General features: G+C 70.9%; 10 protein-coding genes and 2 pseudogenes. 6 read left to right on the forward strand and 6 right to left on the reverse strand.

The features are described from left to right. Nucleotides 1-19 precede the first annotated feature (19 nt). Together C3488_RS20660 and C3488_RS20665 are read right to left on the reverse strand one after the other, a co-directional pair. Nucleotides 20-463, reverse strand: coding sequence for a universal stress protein (locus C3488_RS20660; protein WP_103841510.1), 444 nt, complete (start codon nt 461-463; stop codon nt 20-22). A 387-nt stretch (nt 464-850) separates the two neighbouring features. After that, nucleotides 851-1726 carry a universal stress protein gene (locus C3488_RS20665; protein ID WP_103841530.1) on the reverse strand — a complete coding sequence of 292 codons (876 nt, stop codon included), beginning with the start codon at nt 1724-1726 and terminating at the stop codon, nt 851-853. A 240-nt stretch (nt 1727-1966) separates the two neighbouring features. Here C3488_RS20665 and C3488_RS20670 point away from each other — a divergent pair, with 240 nt between their 5' ends. Then, complete coding sequence (locus C3488_RS20670) at nt 1967-2656, forward strand: CBS domain-containing protein (protein ID WP_103841512.1); 690 nt, start codon at nt 1967-1969, stop codon at nt 2654-2656. Between the two features lie 32 nt (nt 2657-2688). Here the strand turns inward: C3488_RS20670 and C3488_RS41680 are convergent. Continuing rightward, a pseudogene (locus C3488_RS41680) lies at nt 2689-2955 on the reverse strand (BON domain-containing protein); the annotation flags it as partial. Nucleotides 2956-3005: 50 nt separating this feature from the next. Here C3488_RS41680 and C3488_RS20680 point away from each other — a divergent pair. Then, nucleotides 3006-3305 carry a hemerythrin domain-containing protein gene (locus C3488_RS20680; RefSeq protein WP_258053542.1) on the forward strand — a complete coding sequence of 100 codons (300 nt, stop codon included), beginning with the start codon at nt 3006-3008 and terminating at the stop codon, nt 3303-3305. A 272-nt stretch (nt 3306-3577) separates the two neighbouring features. On the opposite strand, the gene C3488_RS20685 is transcribed toward C3488_RS20680, so the two are convergent. Then, nucleotides 3578-5272 (reverse strand): GAF domain-containing sensor histidine kinase, encoded by a 1695-nt coding sequence (locus tag C3488_RS20685; RefSeq protein ID WP_258053543.1) that lies wholly within the window; start codon nt 5270-5272, stop codon nt 3578-3580. 461 nt (nt 5273-5733) lie between these two features. Between C3488_RS20685 and C3488_RS20690 the strand changes: the two genes are divergently transcribed. After that, on the forward strand, nt 5734-6045 hold the full coding sequence (locus C3488_RS20690) for an SHOCT domain-containing protein (protein WP_374955442.1): 312 nt from the start codon (nt 5734-5736) through the stop codon (nt 6043-6045). Between the two features lie 311 nt (nt 6046-6356). Here C3488_RS20690 and C3488_RS20695 read toward each other — a convergent pair whose 3' ends face one another. After that, entirely contained in the window at nt 6357-8936 is a 2580-nt protein-coding gene (locus C3488_RS20695; RefSeq protein WP_103841516.1) for a glycosyl hydrolase, read from the reverse strand. Between the two features lie 564 nt (nt 8937-9500). Here C3488_RS20695 and C3488_RS20700 point away from each other — a divergent pair. Next, the gene (locus C3488_RS20700; RefSeq protein WP_181139109.1) at nt 9501-10481 is read left to right on the forward strand and encodes a LysR family transcriptional regulator; all 981 of its coding nucleotides are present in this window, start codon (nt 9501-9503) and stop codon (nt 10479-10481) included. Between the two features lie 146 nt (nt 10482-10627). Beyond that, nucleotides 10628-12229, forward strand: a complete 1602-nt coding sequence (locus tag C3488_RS20705; protein WP_103841520.1) for a M4 family metallopeptidase — start codon at nt 10628-10630, stop codon at nt 12227-12229. 118 nt (nt 12230-12347) lie between these two features. Here C3488_RS20705 and C3488_RS20710 read toward each other — a convergent pair whose 3' ends face one another. Next, nucleotides 12348-14342, reverse strand: a complete 1995-nt coding sequence (locus tag C3488_RS20710; protein WP_103841522.1) for an FAD-dependent oxidoreductase — start codon at nt 14340-14342, stop codon at nt 12348-12350. 249 nt (nt 14343-14591) lie between these two features. Between C3488_RS20710 and C3488_RS20715 the strand changes: the two are divergent. Further along, a pseudogene (locus C3488_RS20715) lies at nt 14592-15751 on the forward strand (NAD-binding lipoprotein); the annotation flags it as partial.

Raw genomic sequence — 15751 nt, forward strand, 5'->3', positions numbered from 1 at the left:
CATGTCTGCCGGAGCATCCTCAGCGCGTCTCCGGGCGCACGATGACGACCGGGCACTTCGCATGCTGAGCGACGTGCTGGCTGACGGACCCCAGCAGGGCTCGGGCGAACCCGCCCCGCCCCCTGCTGCCCACCACCAACGCCTCGGCTCCCTCGGCGGCCGTCAGAAGCACGTCGACGGTGTTGCCGCGGACCACAAGCGCCCCGGCGGAGGCGGCTTCCTCGCGTCCCAGCACATCGTTCAGCTCCTGGTTCAGGCGTTGCCGGGCGACGGCCTCGTCGAAGTCGGCGTCCACGGCCAGAGCCGACCAGCCGTACGCGCCGGGCAGATCCCACGCGGCCACGGCCTCGACGGTGCCGCCGATCAGGCCCGCGTACCGCACGGCCCAGCGCAGCGCCGCATGCGAGGACGGTGAACCGTCGACGCCGACCACGACACGAGGCCCGGAAGTCTCCGCGCCCATACGCCTCACCTCTCCTGTGACCGTGTCGGCCACGCCGAATGCGGTCCTTCACCGACTGCAGTCCCTCACCTCCACGCTGCGCGACTGCGTGGCGGCGCGCCAGGGAAGGGCGGCCGAGTGGGCCGTATGCGCGGAGCAGTGTGCAGGTCTCGCCCGGAGCCGACTGGTGACGGTACGGTCGGGGCGGTCGGGCGGAGCGACACGGACCGGTGCTCCGTCGGAGTCGGGGCCGGGTATCCGCAGCTGCCCGCTGCCAGGCGCACATCGAGGAGGAGGCCCAGGGTGTCGGCCATGGCGCCGAGGTGGATGCCCTCGCCGATGGTGCCGCTTTGTAGTTCGGCGATGTTCTGCGAACGGTGTCCACGGCCGAGGATCTGCCGGTGGAGCTCACGACCTCTGGGGAATGACGGCGACGGGGCAGTCCGCGTGGTGCAGTGCGGCGTGGGCGACCCGGCCGAGCTGCAGACCGTGGTGGCCGGGGTTCCGCTGCGCGCCGACGACCAGAAGGTCCGCGTCCGCCGCGGTGTCGAGCAGTACCTTGTGCGCCGGTCCCTGCACCGTGCGGCGGTGCACCTGGACACGGGGATGCTCCCGTTCGGCCTCACGCAGCGCCTCGGTGAGGGCGATGGCGGCCCTTTCCTCGTGCGCGGTGCCGGCGTCGTCAGCGACGAGGGGGCTGTCCCGGTGTTCATGGGCCGGACGCCGCCAGGCGCGTACGGCGTGAAGGGCGCAGCCGCGTGCTCGGGCCTCACGGAAGGCGAAGCCGACGGCGGCCTCGGCCTCGGGGGAGTCCCCGACGCCGACCACGACACGTCCGAGTCGGCCGTCCCGGTTCCGCTCGGGACCACGGACCACGACGACCGGACTCACGGCGCGCGCCGCCACCGCCAGGCTCACCGAGCCCAGCAGCATCCCGGCGATCTCACCCCGGCCCCGGCAACCGACCACCACGGCGAACGCCTCCTCACCCGCCTGCACCAGTGCGTGCGCGGCCTCGTCGGGCAGCACCTCGGCGGATACCTTGACCTCCGGGTTGCGGCGCTCGGCACGCTCCGCGCAGGACGCGGCGATGTGCTCCGCCATGACCTCCTCGGAGGGACGCTCGGCGCTGAAGGTCGGCCGGCTGCCCTCGTAGCGCTCCCACAGGGAGGCATACAGCAGCCGCAGCGGCAGTCCGTGGCGCGCCGCCTCGTCCACGGCCCAGTCCACCGCCCGAAGACTGGACTGCGAACCGTCGGCGCCGACAACCAGGGGCAGCTCCATCGTCACCACAGCCTTCCCGTCGCAGCTCGCCGTGAGGACCCCTGTCACCACCGTCGCACCGCCGGGCGGGGCCCGCGACAGGCGCAATGGCCCTGCGACGGGGACCTTCGGCCGGGTTCCGGCCGGTAGGTCCCCTGGGACGCTGGAGGTAGAGGGCCGAGGCCGCACGTACCGACGTGCTCCCGCGAAGCGCTGTGCGCTCTGCCGCGCCCGGCCAGGTCATGGCACGAGGAGGTCTTCATGGCCGGGACACCGCACATCGTGAGCGATGTGATGACCATGGCGGTGGTGGCCGTCGGACGTGATGCGCCGTTCAGGGAGATCGTCAGGACCATGGAGCAGTGGAAGGTCAGCGCCCTGCCCGTCCTGGAGGGCGACGGCCGCGTCATCGGGGTGGTGTCCGAAGCCGACGTGCTGGCCAGGGAGGATTTCCGCGCCGGTGTCCCGAGCCTGTCCGAGCCGCGAGGGCGTTTGTCCGCGACGGCCGAGGCCGGAGGCCCGACCGCCGGGGACCTCATGAGCACGCCGGCGATCACCGTGCATCCCGACGTCACCTTGGCGCAGGCGGCCCGGATCATGGCCGTGAAGCACATCAAGCGGCTCCCCGTTGTGGACGACCAAGGCATGCTGCGGGGGATCGTCAGCCGCGCCGACGTGCTGAAGGTCTTCCTGCGGTCGGATGAGGACCTCGAGGAAGAGGTCCGCCGCATCGTCGTCGCCCCGCTCTTCCCGGCCCCCGCCCATACCGTCCACGTGGACGTGAGGGACGGAGTCGTCACCCTCCGCGGTCGGGTCGCCGACTCCCCGCTCATCTCCCTCGCCGCACGTCTGGCTCGGGCAGTGGAGGGTGTCGTCGACGTGGAATGCGACCTCACCGAGGCCCACAGCGGCGGCGTCGGGCCGTCCGACCGGCCCACACCTGCCGTTTGACCGGGACCACAGCGGTGTGTGACGCAGCGCCCCGAGCCCTCGGAAGGCGTCAGCTCGAACTCCACGTCGACCACACCCTCGACGGCCTCGGACCAGACGCGCGGCCACGGGCACCAAGGACGTGTCCCGGGCATGTCCGCTGAGCCTGACGATGCCGCCCCGCACCTCCACCCGCACGCCCGACACCGGCGCCGGGAAGTCACGACCTCGCGCCGGACTTCCTCCGCCGTCTCCTGGAACACCTTCAGCAGGTCCGCGCGGCTGACGATGCCGTCCAGCATGCCCGCTTCGTCGACCAGCATGGCGGAGCCGGCCCGGGAGATCGCCGCGGTGCCGGGCCCACACCCAGGTGGAGGAGCACGGCCTGTTCCCGGCGCTGACCGCCGACTTCCCGGAGAAGAGCGCCGTGCTGGAGGACGAGCACCGCCGCATCGAGTCGGTGCCGGCTGAGGCGAACGGCCCGTTCCTGACCGACCCGGAACGGCCGGACCGGCTGATCGCGGCGCTCGATCTGCTGCGCGACCACATTCTCAAGGAGCAGGACGGCGTCTTCCTCGCCGCACTGGCGTACCTGAGCACCGAGCAGTGGGAGGCCGTCGAGGCAGTACGCGCCCGGGTGGGCACCCGCATCCCGGAGCCGTCGACCTGACGCCGCGTCGGCCAAACGGCACCGTGTGACGGAAGCGTCCCGGGCTGCGCGGAGCTTCGAGGCTGTTCGGCCGTCCGTCGCGGCACCCGGGAAGCGCTCGCGGGCCTGCGCAGGCTCCTTCCGGCGCGGCCGACCCGCCGTGCTCGCCAACTCCTGGCTGGAGGGCACCTGCGCAGACGGACCCCCGACATCACGCGGGACGCAGGCGTGAGAGGTGAGGGGACCGGACGCCCGTCAACGGTCACGGCACGCCGAACCGCGGACGGGCAGTGTCAGGCGTTGGAGAGGAGCGGGACGACCCACTCGACGACGGTGCCGCTCGGTTGGTTCGCGGACAGCGTCAATGTGCCGTCCATTTCCTCCGCGCGCCTGCGGAGGTTGGCCAGGCCGCTGCGGCGGGTGACGGACGGGTCGATTCCGCGGCCGTTGTCGGCGACACGCAGCTTGAGGGCGGCGTCGGTGACGTCGACGCCGACGTCGACGATGGTGGCGTGTGCATGCCGAACCGTGTTGGACAGGGCCTCGCCGAGCACGGCCAGCAGTTGCTCGGCCTGCTCCGGGGGCACGGCCGTGTCGAGCAGCCCGGTCATGCGCAGCGCGGGTGCGAAGCCGAGCGTCTCGGTGGCCCGTTCGGTGGCCGCCACCAGCTGGGCACGCAGCCCGCTGCCGCGACGGGCCTGATCGTCCTCGCGGAGGGCGTAGATGGTGGAGCGGATGATCTTGATCGTGTCGTCCAGATCGTCCACGACCCGCTGGATCCGTTCGCTCACCTGTGGTCGGTCGGAGACCCGGCCCAGAGTGGACTGCAGCGTGAGCGCGCCGGCGAACAGCCGCTGGATGACCAGGTCGTGCAGGTCCCGGGCGATCCTGTCGCGGTCGTTGAGGACGACCATGCGTTCCGTGTTCTGCCGGTGCTCGGCGACGTCGAGGGCCAGCGCGGCCTGGTTGCCGAACCCGGTGACCATGTCGATCACGGCGTCGGTGAAGAGGGCGCCGCCCGGTCGGTTCGCGACCTGCAGTACTCCGCGGACGTGCTCCCGGGTGCCGAGGGGCACGAAGAAGGCCGGCCCGAGCTCCACGACCGAGGCACTGCCGCCCTGGGAGCTCGGATCGGCGCTCAGGGCCCCGCTGGTGATCGTCTCCCCGGACGTGAAGACCTTCGCGGCCAGCGTCGTGGCGGGCAGCACCAGTCCGCGGACCTCCTCGGCCTGCGAGCCCGAGGAGGCTTCGATGACCAGCTCGCCGCGGTCGCCGACGGGCACCGCCAAAGTGACCAGGTCCGCGCCGGCCATCTCCCGCACGGCGCCGGCGAAGGACCGAAGCGCCGCGCCGGGCTCGGCGCCGGACAGGAGGCTACGGGTCAGCTCGTTGCTGGCTGCCAGCCATCGCTGCCGGCGATGCGCCTCGTCGTACAGCCGGGCGTTGTCGATGGCCACACCGGCTGCCGCGGCCAGGGTCCGCAGTACCGCCTCGTCGTCGCTGTCGAACTCCGCGCCGCTCTGCTTGTTGGTCAGGTACAGGTTCCCGAAGACCTGGTCGCGCACCCGGACGGGCGCGCCGAGGAAGCTCTTCATCGGCGGGTGCCCGGACGGGAAGCCGACGGACGCCGGATGCTCCGCCAGGTTCCCCAGGCGCAGCGGCTCCGGGTACCGGATGAGCAGCCCGAGGATGCCCTCGCCGCGCGGGTAGTACCCGATGCGGGCGATGGCCTCCTCGTCCATGCCGACCGTGACGAACTGCTTGATCGTGCCTTCCTCACCCAGCACGCCGAGCGCCCCGTACTGGGCGTCGACCAGGGTGACCGCCGACTCCACGATGCGGCGCAGCACCACCTCCAGGTCGAGGTCGGAGCCGACCGCCAACACCGCGTCGAGCAGCGTGTGGACGCGGTCGCGGGCCCCCCGGACCTGCGCCACCTGCTGCTGCAGGTCGTCCAGCAGCGCATCCAGCCGCAGCTGCGGAGGCATCCCGGTTGCCTCCCCCTCACGCGAATCCTTCGCGCGCTCGTCCACCGCAGCTCCCCTCACCATGTCGTCGGCCCAGCCTCAAGAATGCCCGACGAGCCGACCCCACTCGACGACACCTCGGTGGCGGCGAGGACGCGGCTCACGAGTGGCGGGCTCATGTGATCGTCGCATGGTTGGGCCCGGTGACGTCGGGCGTTACGCGGATCGGAGCTGCGGCTCGGGGTTCCTGGGCCGGTGTCGTGTGATGAGCCGCGCACACGGGTGGGCAGGGCTGCCGGCGGACGGTGTTGTGCATTCCAGGACAGGGGCTGGTCATCGCCCTCCACGGGGAGAGCTCCACCCAGGGCTCGGTGGCCCTGGAGCAGGGCCGTCCGGCCCGTCGCCCTTGTGTCCGGAGGAGAGCGACGATGGATGTCGAGAGATCTGCCGCCACGGGCTCGTGCCCGGGATGACCTGGGAAGGTGAGGCAGAGAATGATGTTCTGGTACGGCCATGGCATGAACGGCTGGGGCTGGCTCGTGATGTCGGTCGGCACGCTGCTGTTCTGGGTGCTGCTCATCACCCTCGGTGTCCTGCTCCTCCGGGCTCTGGCCCGCCCCGTCCCGCCCGGCGGATGGCACAGCACCTGGCAGAAGCCGCCTCCGGACAACGGCCCCGAGCAGATCCTCGCCGAACGGTACGCGCGCGGCGAGATCGACGAGGAGGAATACCACCGCCGTCTGGCCACGCTCCGTGGATCACCCGCAGACGCAGGCAGACACCCGGCCTCGTAGCCGCCGCCCCCCCGTCCCCCTCCGAGGGCGGCCGGGCGGCTTCCCCGGGTTCGGGTCCAGGCCGTCCGACCAGCGACAGGCCGCAGAACGCGGCCCGAGGGCACCGACCTGGCCACCCTTCTTGACGGGCGTTTCTCGTCCAGGAATGCGGGATGCCCCAGCCAGAGGTCTGGCTGGGGCATCCCGTGTCGGGCCTGTCCGTCACCGGGCTCGCAGGGAGCAGAAGGCACCGCGATGAGTGGTCATCAGGCACCTTGGTCCTGCGCCGTGCCCGGCAACGCGTCGCACAGCGGCGGAGGATCCGGTGTGGCTCACGGCGTCTGTGTCTTCCAGATGCCGCGGCCGTGGGTGGCCACGTACACCTGGCTGCCGTCAGGGCTGGGCGAGAGGTAGACCGCCGGCGAGGTGGGCAGGTTCGTGCCCAGGCGCGCCCAGTGGCCCGTCGAGGTGCTGGTGAACACGCCCAGGTCGGTGGCGACCACGAGGGTGCCGTTCTTGGTGATGAGCGCCGCGTTGGCCGGGGCGTCCGGGAAGGAGTCCGTGGCCGCGGGGTCGCCGCTGAGGTCCGTCCAGGTCGTGCCGCCGTCGGTGGTCTTCCAGACGTGGCCGTAGCCGGCGCCGGGGCCCTCGTTCCAGTGCCGCGAGAAGCCGTTGATGACCGCGTAGACCGTCTTGCCGGAGGCGTCGGACGGGTCGATGGCTAGAGAGGAGATGTAGCGGTTCGGGAAGGCGGCGGGCAGGTTCACCTGGTGCCAGGTGCCGCCGTAGTCGGTGGCGATGCCCCGCCCGAAGGTGCCGTCGACCTTCGAGCAGGGGCCGCACCAGGCCGCCCACGTCACGTGGCCCCGGCTGGCGACCGCCGAGGCGGAGTGGCCGGCGCCCAGGTCGTACAGCTTGGTCCAGTCGGCGCCGGAGGTGCTGTTCCAGGTCTTGGTGTTGCCCCAGACGTACTGGCCGCCCGCGACCCACAGGCCGTTCGGGTCGGTCTCGTCCGCGCTGAAGGGGGCGATGAAGCGGGCGCCGGGGTCGCCGGGTGCGATGTCGGTGATGACGTCCTCGGAGCCGTCGTCGCTCGCGGTGTAGCCGCAGTTGTTCGTGATCTGCAGGGCGAGGTCGACGTACTCGCCGACCGTCTGGCAGCCGTTGGCGGGGTTGACCAGCTGGTCGCCGCCGTCACCGCCGAACGGGGAGACCATCTCGCCGTCCGGGTCGAGCTGCTGTCCCTGGTAGGTGGCGCCCTTGGGCGCGAGCAGAGAAACGCCGTTGTCCTGCAGGCCGCCCCAGACGGCGTCGCCGCTGCCGTCGGTCATCCTGCCCGCGCGCACCGAGTAGTACTGGAGGTCGCGCAGGGTGCCGGACTCGTTGAGGTTGCGCCAGCCGGCGGTCGTCTGCGTGGTCGGACGGGCGTAGGCACCGCCGTCGTTGCCGACGAACACCTCCGGCGTGCTGCCCTTCCACTGCGAGAAGGCGAGGGCGTGCTGGTCGGAGTGCATCACGTCGCCGTCGCAGGTGTTCGCGGCCGGGTCGTACGAGAAGCACGGCATACCGAAGTTCCAGTACCGGCCGATCGCCTTCCAGGTCGCCCCGCCGTCCCGGGACTCGAACATCTCCTCGAGGCCCAGGTAGACGTGGTTCGGGTCGCTGGGGTCGACCGCGATGACCTGGTCGTACCAGGCCTGGGAGCCGGGCTGGTAGCCGGAGCCGATCTCGTTGACCTTCATCGCGGAGCCGGACGCCGAGAGCGACGAGGAGGTCGCGATCTGCTTGAACGAGCCGTTCGCGTTGCCGCTCTGGCTGACGTACACACCGGCGAGGACGGAGTACACCCCGGAACCGGAGGTCTTGTTGAGGAGTTTGGGGGACTCCATCGACACGTACAGCCTGCTGCCGTCGGCCGCGTACGCGAAGGCGGCGTTGCCGATCTCGGCGGGGTTGATCGCGCCGGTCGGGTTGGCGCGCTTCCAGGTGGTGCCGGCGTCGTCGGAGTAGTAGAAGCCGTTGTAGTCGGCGCCGCTGCGCCAGGCGACGTTGGCCAGCAGCCTCCTGCCGTCGCTGCCGGGCTGTACGGCGATGTCGTTGGCGATGTCCGCGTAGTGGCTGTCCACCCCGCAGCTCACACCGCTGATGCCGACGCCCGCGCACGGGGCGAGGACCTTCGTCCAGGCGGAGGACTGGCCGGCTGACAGTGGGCGCCGGAAGACGCCGTGCGAGGAGGCCGCGAAGACGTATCCGGCGGCCTTGTCGAAGGTGACGGTGTGGATGGAGGCGGAGTCCAGTTCCGTGCCGCCCACCTTGTCGCTCTCGCTGAAGGTGCCGGTGGCCGGGTCCGCGAGCCGGTAGACGCCGCTGCCCAGGTAGTTGTCGGAGGCGGTGGTCGCCTCGCCGGTGGCCAGCCACAGCGAGCCGTCGGGTGCGACCGCGAGGGCGCCCACGGACAGGGCGGGCAGCCGGTCGGCGATCGGCGTCCAGGTTCTCCCGTCGTCGGTGGAGCGGAACACGCCGCCGCCCGCTGCGCCCGCGTAGACCACGCCCTGGTGCGTCGGATCGGTGGCCAGGGCGGCGATCCGGCCTGCCGAGTGCCCCGCGCCGCCCCCGGAGTTGGAGGCTGACCGGTCACGGTAGTGCAGTGCGTCCTCGTTGTAAGGCGAGGTCGTGACCTCGGACCAACTGCCGGACCTGACGGGCATGTTCTTGATGTGCGCCCAGGCGTCGGCGTAGGCGCCCGGCGCGATCTCGCCGCTGGGCGAGAGCCTCGGCTCGTTGAAGGCGTCGAGGGACTCCATCAGCTCATGGGACTCCTCGCCCGCCACCTCATGGCGGCTGGAGTCCGTGTCGCTCGCCCCGAACGCGGCGACGGGTCCCGTCCCCGCTATCAGAAGTGCGGTGGCCACGGCGGCGAGTACCCTTCTGCCACCGCTCTCCGCCTCGCGGCGCGGTCTGCGCCGTGCGGAATACACACCCATGGACTGTCTCCGGCTTCTTCGGCGTAAGTCGCGGCCGCCCCTACGGCCGCACGTGATCTCCTACTGCCGAGCGCCGGAACCGTACTCCCGTGCCATCCCTCAACCACAGGGGTTTACGCCGACTTTATAGTCCAACAAACGTAACGATCGCCAAAAACGGCCTCGTTCGCCATCCGGCTCCCAGAGGGACGGCGCCCCTCATGACTTGCAGCGCATCCGGACGGCTTTCCGTTACCGCGGTCCAGAGCGTTCGCTCCCGAGCGCCTGCCTTCGGTCGCGAGCCTCGCGGCCGGATCGGTGCTCCCGACCGACGGCATCACGTGGAGTGCGTGGCTGCCGGGACACGCCGTAGCATTCGCACGGAGGTTTTACCGTCCCGTGGTTGCCGCTCCGACGGGTCCGTCGGAGTTCTTGGTCACCATGCCGTCGGAGAGCTGGTTATGCAGGTCACGGGGGTTGCAGTGGTCCCCCGACGCTGAGCGGGGAATGTTCATGCACCTCGAGTTCAGGCACCTCCGTATCCTGCTCACGGTCGCCGAGGCCGGCAGCATCCGCAAGGCCGCCGCACGGCTGCAGCTCTCTCAGCCGGCGACGAGCGCCCAGCTGAAGAGGATCGAACACGAGCTGGGCGGCCCGCTCTTCATCCGCAGCGCCGACGGGGTGAAGCCGGACGAGAACGGCCAGTACGTCCTGCGCTGCGCCCGTGACCTCGTCGGCGGCTTCGACCGGCTGCGCGAATACGCGCGAGTGGCGGCGGAAGCGGACAGACAGGCCGCCGCGCCGCTGAGAGCGGGCGGAACCGCCGGCCCTCTGGTGTCCCTGCTGGTCTCAGCCCTCTTCGAACTCGTCCCGGAACGCCGGCTCACCCTTGATGCCCGCCGTTCCGTGCACACCCTGGTGAAATCGCTGAGCCTGTCCAAATGCGACATCGCGGTGTTCGGCGAGTTCCCCGGTTTTCCCCTTCCGGTCGGCGAGTCGGTGGCGGTCCGCACACTGCTCCGCGAGCCGGTCTTCGTCCTGCTCGCCGAAGACCACCCGCTGGCGCGCCAGGAGATGGTCGGCCTCCATGAGCTGGCGGACGAGGACTGGGTCATGCCGGAGGCCGACGAGAGCGGCGTGCACGCGTACCTTCATCTCACCTGCCGGTCGGCGGGATTCACTCCGCGCATCGCCCATGTGACGCCGGACCTGTCCGTGGCGCAGATCCTTGTCGCCGGCCGGCGTGCCGTCTGCGGCGTATGGCCGACTGCCGAAGTCTCCGCCCCGGGCACGGTGCTGCGGCCGCTCGTAGACGTCCCGTTCCACCGGCGGCTGCTCCTGGCCTGGAACGAGGAATCGGTTCCGCCCGAGCTCGCCGACGCGGTGTGCGGGCGTCTGCTGGCCGCCTATCTGTCGCTGGTGCGACAGCGGCCGCGGTATCTGGCCTGGTGGGAGGCCGGGGGAGAGGAGTTCGCCCTCCGTGAGGGCAGGTGACGGGCCGGGCCGCGGTTCCCCCTGCCCTATAGCTCCGCTGCTATATCCCAGATGAAGTCACGTCAGGGACATGTCACCTGTTGAACACTTCGCGTCAACGTCCAAGGACGTCGTCACCCCACGACGAGCGAAGGAATCACCCCGTCATGTCCCGTCCTCTTCTCGCCCTTTCCGCGATGGTCGCCGCCGGCGTGATCACCACTGGTGCGATGGCCATGCCTGCGCACTCGCAGCCCCAGACAGCGCAGCACAAAACCTCCACCCGCGACACGGCGATATCCCGGGCCAAGGCGAACGTGACCCGGCACGCCGACACCTTCGGCTTCGGCGCGGGCCAGACGCTCCATGCGAAGGACGTCGTGATCGACGCCGACGGCACCCAGCACGTCCGCTTCGAGCGGACCTACCGCGGCCTGACGGTCGTCGGAGGCGACTTCGTCGTCCACCAGAAGGGCGACGGCTCGTTCATGGGCTCCACCCGCGCCAAGGCCCGCAAGGTGGCGCTCAAGTCCCTCACTCCCGCTGTCGACGCCAGAGGCACGGCGGCCGGCGCCCTGAAGCGCTCGCACGGGTTGGTGCGGCAGGCCGAGTCCACGCCCGAGCTGATCGTGTGGGCCGCCGACGGCACGCCGCGTCTGGCCTGGCGCACCACCGTCCAGGGCCTGGGCGACAAGGGCCAGCCGCACGGCGAGGTCTTCGTGACCGACGCCACCACCGGAGCGGCGATCGAGAACTACGACGCGGAGCGCGAGGCGACCGGAACCGGCCACTCCGAGTACACCGGCGATGTCGGCATCGACACCACGCAGCAGGCCGACGGCACCTTCGCCCTGATCGACCCGGTGCGCGGTCACATCACCAAGGACGCGCACAACCTGTCGTCCTCGTCCCTGAAGAGCTCCTCCGGCACCCTGTTCACCGACGCCGACAACATCTGGGGGGACGGCAGGAAGTTCTCCATCGACCGCGCCACCGCCGCCGTCGACGCGCACGCCAACACCGCCGAGACGTTCGACTACTACAAGACGGCCTTCGGCCGCAACGGCATCAAGAACGACGGCCGCGGCGCCACCGTGTTCGTCCACGTCGGCACCAACTGGGACAACGCCCAGTGGTCGGACTCCTGCTTCTGCATGATGACCGGCGACGGCAACGGCACCACCGATCCGGAGCAGGTCGACCTCGACACCATGGGCCACGAGATGACCCACGGCGTCACCTCGGCCACCGCGAACCTGCGTTACAGCGGTGAGTCCGGCGGCCTGAACGAGGCCACCAGCGACATCCTCGGCACCATGGTCGAGTGGTACGCCGACAACCCGTTCGACACTCCCGACTACCTCTTCAGCGATCAGTCCACCCCGCCGTGGCTGCGCCGCTTCGACAAGCCGTCCCTGGACGGACGCTCCGCCGACTGCTGGTCGAAGTCGGTCGGCCGCCTCGACGTGCACTACTCCTCGGGCGTCGGCAACCACTGGTTCTACCTCGCGAGCGAGGGCAGCGGCGCCAAGACCGTCAACGGAGTCTCCTACAACAGCCCCACCTGCAACGGCTCCACCGTCACCGGCATCGGCAACCAGAAGGCCTCGGCCATCTGGTACCGGGCGCTGACCGTCTACATGACCTCCACCACGGACTACAAGGGCGCCCGCACGGCGACTCTGAACGCGGCGAAGGACCTGTACGGCGCCACCGGCCCCGAGTACGCCACCGTCGCCGCGGCCTGGAGCGCCGTCAACGTCCTCTGACGCACCGACGTACCGCCCCGGAAGGGAACCTCAAGGAAGTCGGAGCGCGAGAGCCGGGGGCCCCGGCGCCGGTGCGCCGGGGCCCGCACCCGCGCCGTGGCTCAGCGGGTCGCCGGGCTCACGCGGTGTGGATCTCCAAGGAGGCACGCACTGCGGACTCCACGGCTCCCTCGATCCAGGCCGGTTTGACGGACGTATGGTCCCCGGCGAAGTGCAACGGTCCTTCGGGTTCGGGGATGGCGGTCAGCAACTCCGTGTGCTGGCCGGGCAGGAGCACGGACGCCTCCCCGTAGGCGTAGGGGTCGCGCAGCCAGCTCTGCGTGCGGCCCGCGCCCGTGTAGAAGACCTCGATGCGCTGCCCGTAGACCTGCTGGAGGCCGCACAGGGCGTGTGGATACCGCGCCTCGTCGTCGAGGGAGTCCCAGCGCAGCGCGTCGTCCGCCCAGCTGTAGGAGGCCAGGACCACACCCCCCGCGCTGCCCGGGACCGGATGCGAGGGATGGAACATGAACCGGTTGGCGTTGTCCGACACCGAGCCGCCACCCACGACGTCGACCGCCTCCGGCTGGTCCCGCGCGATCGCACGGTTGGCGGCGTAATGGGTCCGCTGTCCCGCTGTGACGTGCCCGGCGGGCACGGAGGGATGGGCGCCGAGGAGTCTGCCGTCCGCGGCGGCGCGGCCGGTGCGGTAGGCGTCGTACAGGCCGGGGTCGACGGCGTCGAGCTCGCGCTTCCAGTCGGCCTCGTCGAACTCCCACCAGCGGCGGCTGAACTCCAGCAGCACCTTGGTGGCGCTGTCGTAGTGCAGTTCGCAGACCGCACGGCGCTTGCGGTACGACACGGGCGGGTCGATCTGTACGTGGCGCAGTCCGGAGAACGGCACCGTGACCACGGCGACGTCCGCGGTGAACTGCTCGCGTACGACGGGACCGTCACGGCCCTCGGACACGGTGTCCACCCACACGTGCGGGCCCTTGCTCCGCACGTGCTCGGTGTCCGGCGACGGGCGATCGGGGTGGTGGTACTCGATCCGCGTCACACGGCGGTCGAACCGCACGTCCTTGCGCACCCGTTCCAGGAGGGCGTCCGGTAGTACGGCCGTGCCGCCCTCCAGCTCGTAGAAGGGCGTGTCGGGGCTGATGAGGGAGGAGCCGATGAAGCTGTGGATGAAGGACAGAGGGAGGCGTGAGGTGAGATTCTCCAGGGTGCCGATCAGGTCGATGGTCCGCTCGTCGAGGCCGGCGTGCTCGGTGAGGAAGCGGAACATCGACCAGTCACCGAACCGCTGCACCACACGGGCCCAGCCCCGCAGCCGCTCCGGAAGCGGCTTGTCGACCCGCTTGCCGTCGCGGTCGACCTGACTGAACTCGTCGCGCACCGGGTCCAGCGCGGAGCGCAGGATGGTGGCGGCGGGGATGTCCCAGTGGGCCCGGGGGACGCCGAAGGACCGGTTGATGCGCCGGGGCGCGCGGGCGTAGTCGGCGCGCCGCATGCGGATTCCGTTGACGTGGATCCAGGTGCGGCCCGCGGGACGTCCCTCGTGGTCGACGTCCACGTAGTGGAAGCGCCGCTTCTTCAGGCCGAACTGGTCGATCAGTTCCATCACCAGGGGATGGCTGCCGGGGATGCGCATCGCACCCGCTTCGGCGTACTGGCGGGGATCGGCGAAGGGTTGCTCGGCGTGTTCGTGGCCGCCGGCCCGGAACGTCTTGATGCGTCCGCCCGCACGGTTGCCGTTGGCCTCCAGGACAGTCACCCGGTGCCCTGCCCTCTTCAGCAGCCAGGCGGTCACCAGCCCGGCCGGACCGGCGCCGATGACCAGGACGTCCTTCGGGCGTGTCCGTCGCTGAGCCGGAAGTCCTTCCCGGAGGACGCGCTGGTAACGCGGGACGAGAGGGCGGTCGTCGGAGTCCAGTACGAGCAGTGCACGTGCGACGGCGAGGCACCGGCCGAAGTCGGAGCCACGGTCGTCGCTCGGGGCGGCCGGTGCGGGCAGAGCCGCGGCGACACCGCCGGGCAGGGCGGTCGCCACCGTGGCGGTGCCGGCCGCCGCCGCGAAACTCCTGCGGGAGAACCCGCCGTTCGGGCGCGCCACCAAGTGATCTTCAGTCATGGCGGCCTTTGTAGTGGCGTCCGTCGCCGGGCACCCGCCCTTCGCTCCGGCGTTGACTCGAAGGAGCGAAGACGGCGACAAACCCTGACGTCACAGCAGGTCCGCTGACGGGGGTGGCTCCGGAAACCCGAAGGGATGAATGCCGCGCGAACGTTCTCGGCCGCCCCGACGGATCCCCCACACTGCCACAGACGTGCCCACTCCGTGCGCGCAGGCCGCGCGGAGTACGGGGCGACGGAGGGGGGAAGGGTGGCGCAGCGGCGGACTCGGTTCGGTGACAGAGCCCGTTACTGGTTCGACACGACACTGGCCCGTGGCGCCTCCGCTCTCGTCGGCTGGATGGCCCTGCTGTGTCTGGCCGTCGTCGTCCCGGCAAGTGCGGTACTGGTGTGGACCGACCCCGACGCGCCCGGGTCCCTGACGGGCCGCCTGGCGCAGGTGTGGCACCTCACCGGGGACACCCTGAGGCTGGGAGGCGCGACGGGTGCGCCGCTGCGGGTGGCGATGTCGGTGCTGCTCGCACTGGTCGCTCTGCTGTACGTCTCGACGCTCGTGGGCCTGATCACGACGGCGCTCACGGAGCGGCTCACCGCGTTGCGGCGAGGCCGTTCCACCGTGCTGGAAAAAGGGCACGCCGTGGTCCTCGGGTGGTCGGAGCAGGTCTTCACGGTGGTGAGCGAGCTGGTGGCCGCGGGCGCCAACCAGCGGCGCGCGGTGGTGGCCGTGTTGGCCGACCGGGACAAGAGCGCCATGGAGGAGGCCCTGGGCACGAAGGTGGGTCCCGTCGGCCGTACGCGGCTGATCTGCCGCAGCGGCCCCACCACCGACCCGGCCGTGCTCACCCTTGCCAGCCCGGCCACGGCCGGTGTCGTGCTCGTTCTGCCCCAGGACGAGCCCGACGCCGACGCCGAGGTGGTCAAGACGCTGCTGGCGCTCAGGGCGGCCCTGGCCGGGGAGAAGACCCGTCCGCCCGTCGTCGCCGCCGTCCGGGACGACCGGTATCGCCTGGCCGCCTGTCTCGCCGCGGGACCGGGCGGCGTCGTCCTGGAGAGCGACACCGTCACCGCCCGACTGATCGTCCAGGCCGCCCGCCGCCCCGGGCTCTCCCTCGTCCACCAGGAACTCCTCGACTTCGCCGGCGACGAGTTCTACCTGATCAAGGAGCCGAGCCTGGCCGGCCGCCCGTTCGGGGACGCTCTGCTGTCCTACTCGACGTCCACTGTCGTCGGCATCATGCGAGGAGGAACCCCCCTGCTCAACCCGCCACCGCAGACGTCCGTGGCTCCGGACGACCTGCTCATCGTCATCTCCCGTGACGACGACACGGCCTTCCTGGACGACTGCGCAGCGTTGGTCGAGAAGGCGGCGATGGCGTCCGGCCCTGCCATGCCCGCGCTGCCGGAGCGGGT

Source organism: Streptomyces sp. Ru72, from assembly GCF_002920635.1.
GTDB lineage: Bacteria > Actinomycetota > Actinomycetes > Streptomycetales > Streptomycetaceae > Streptomyces.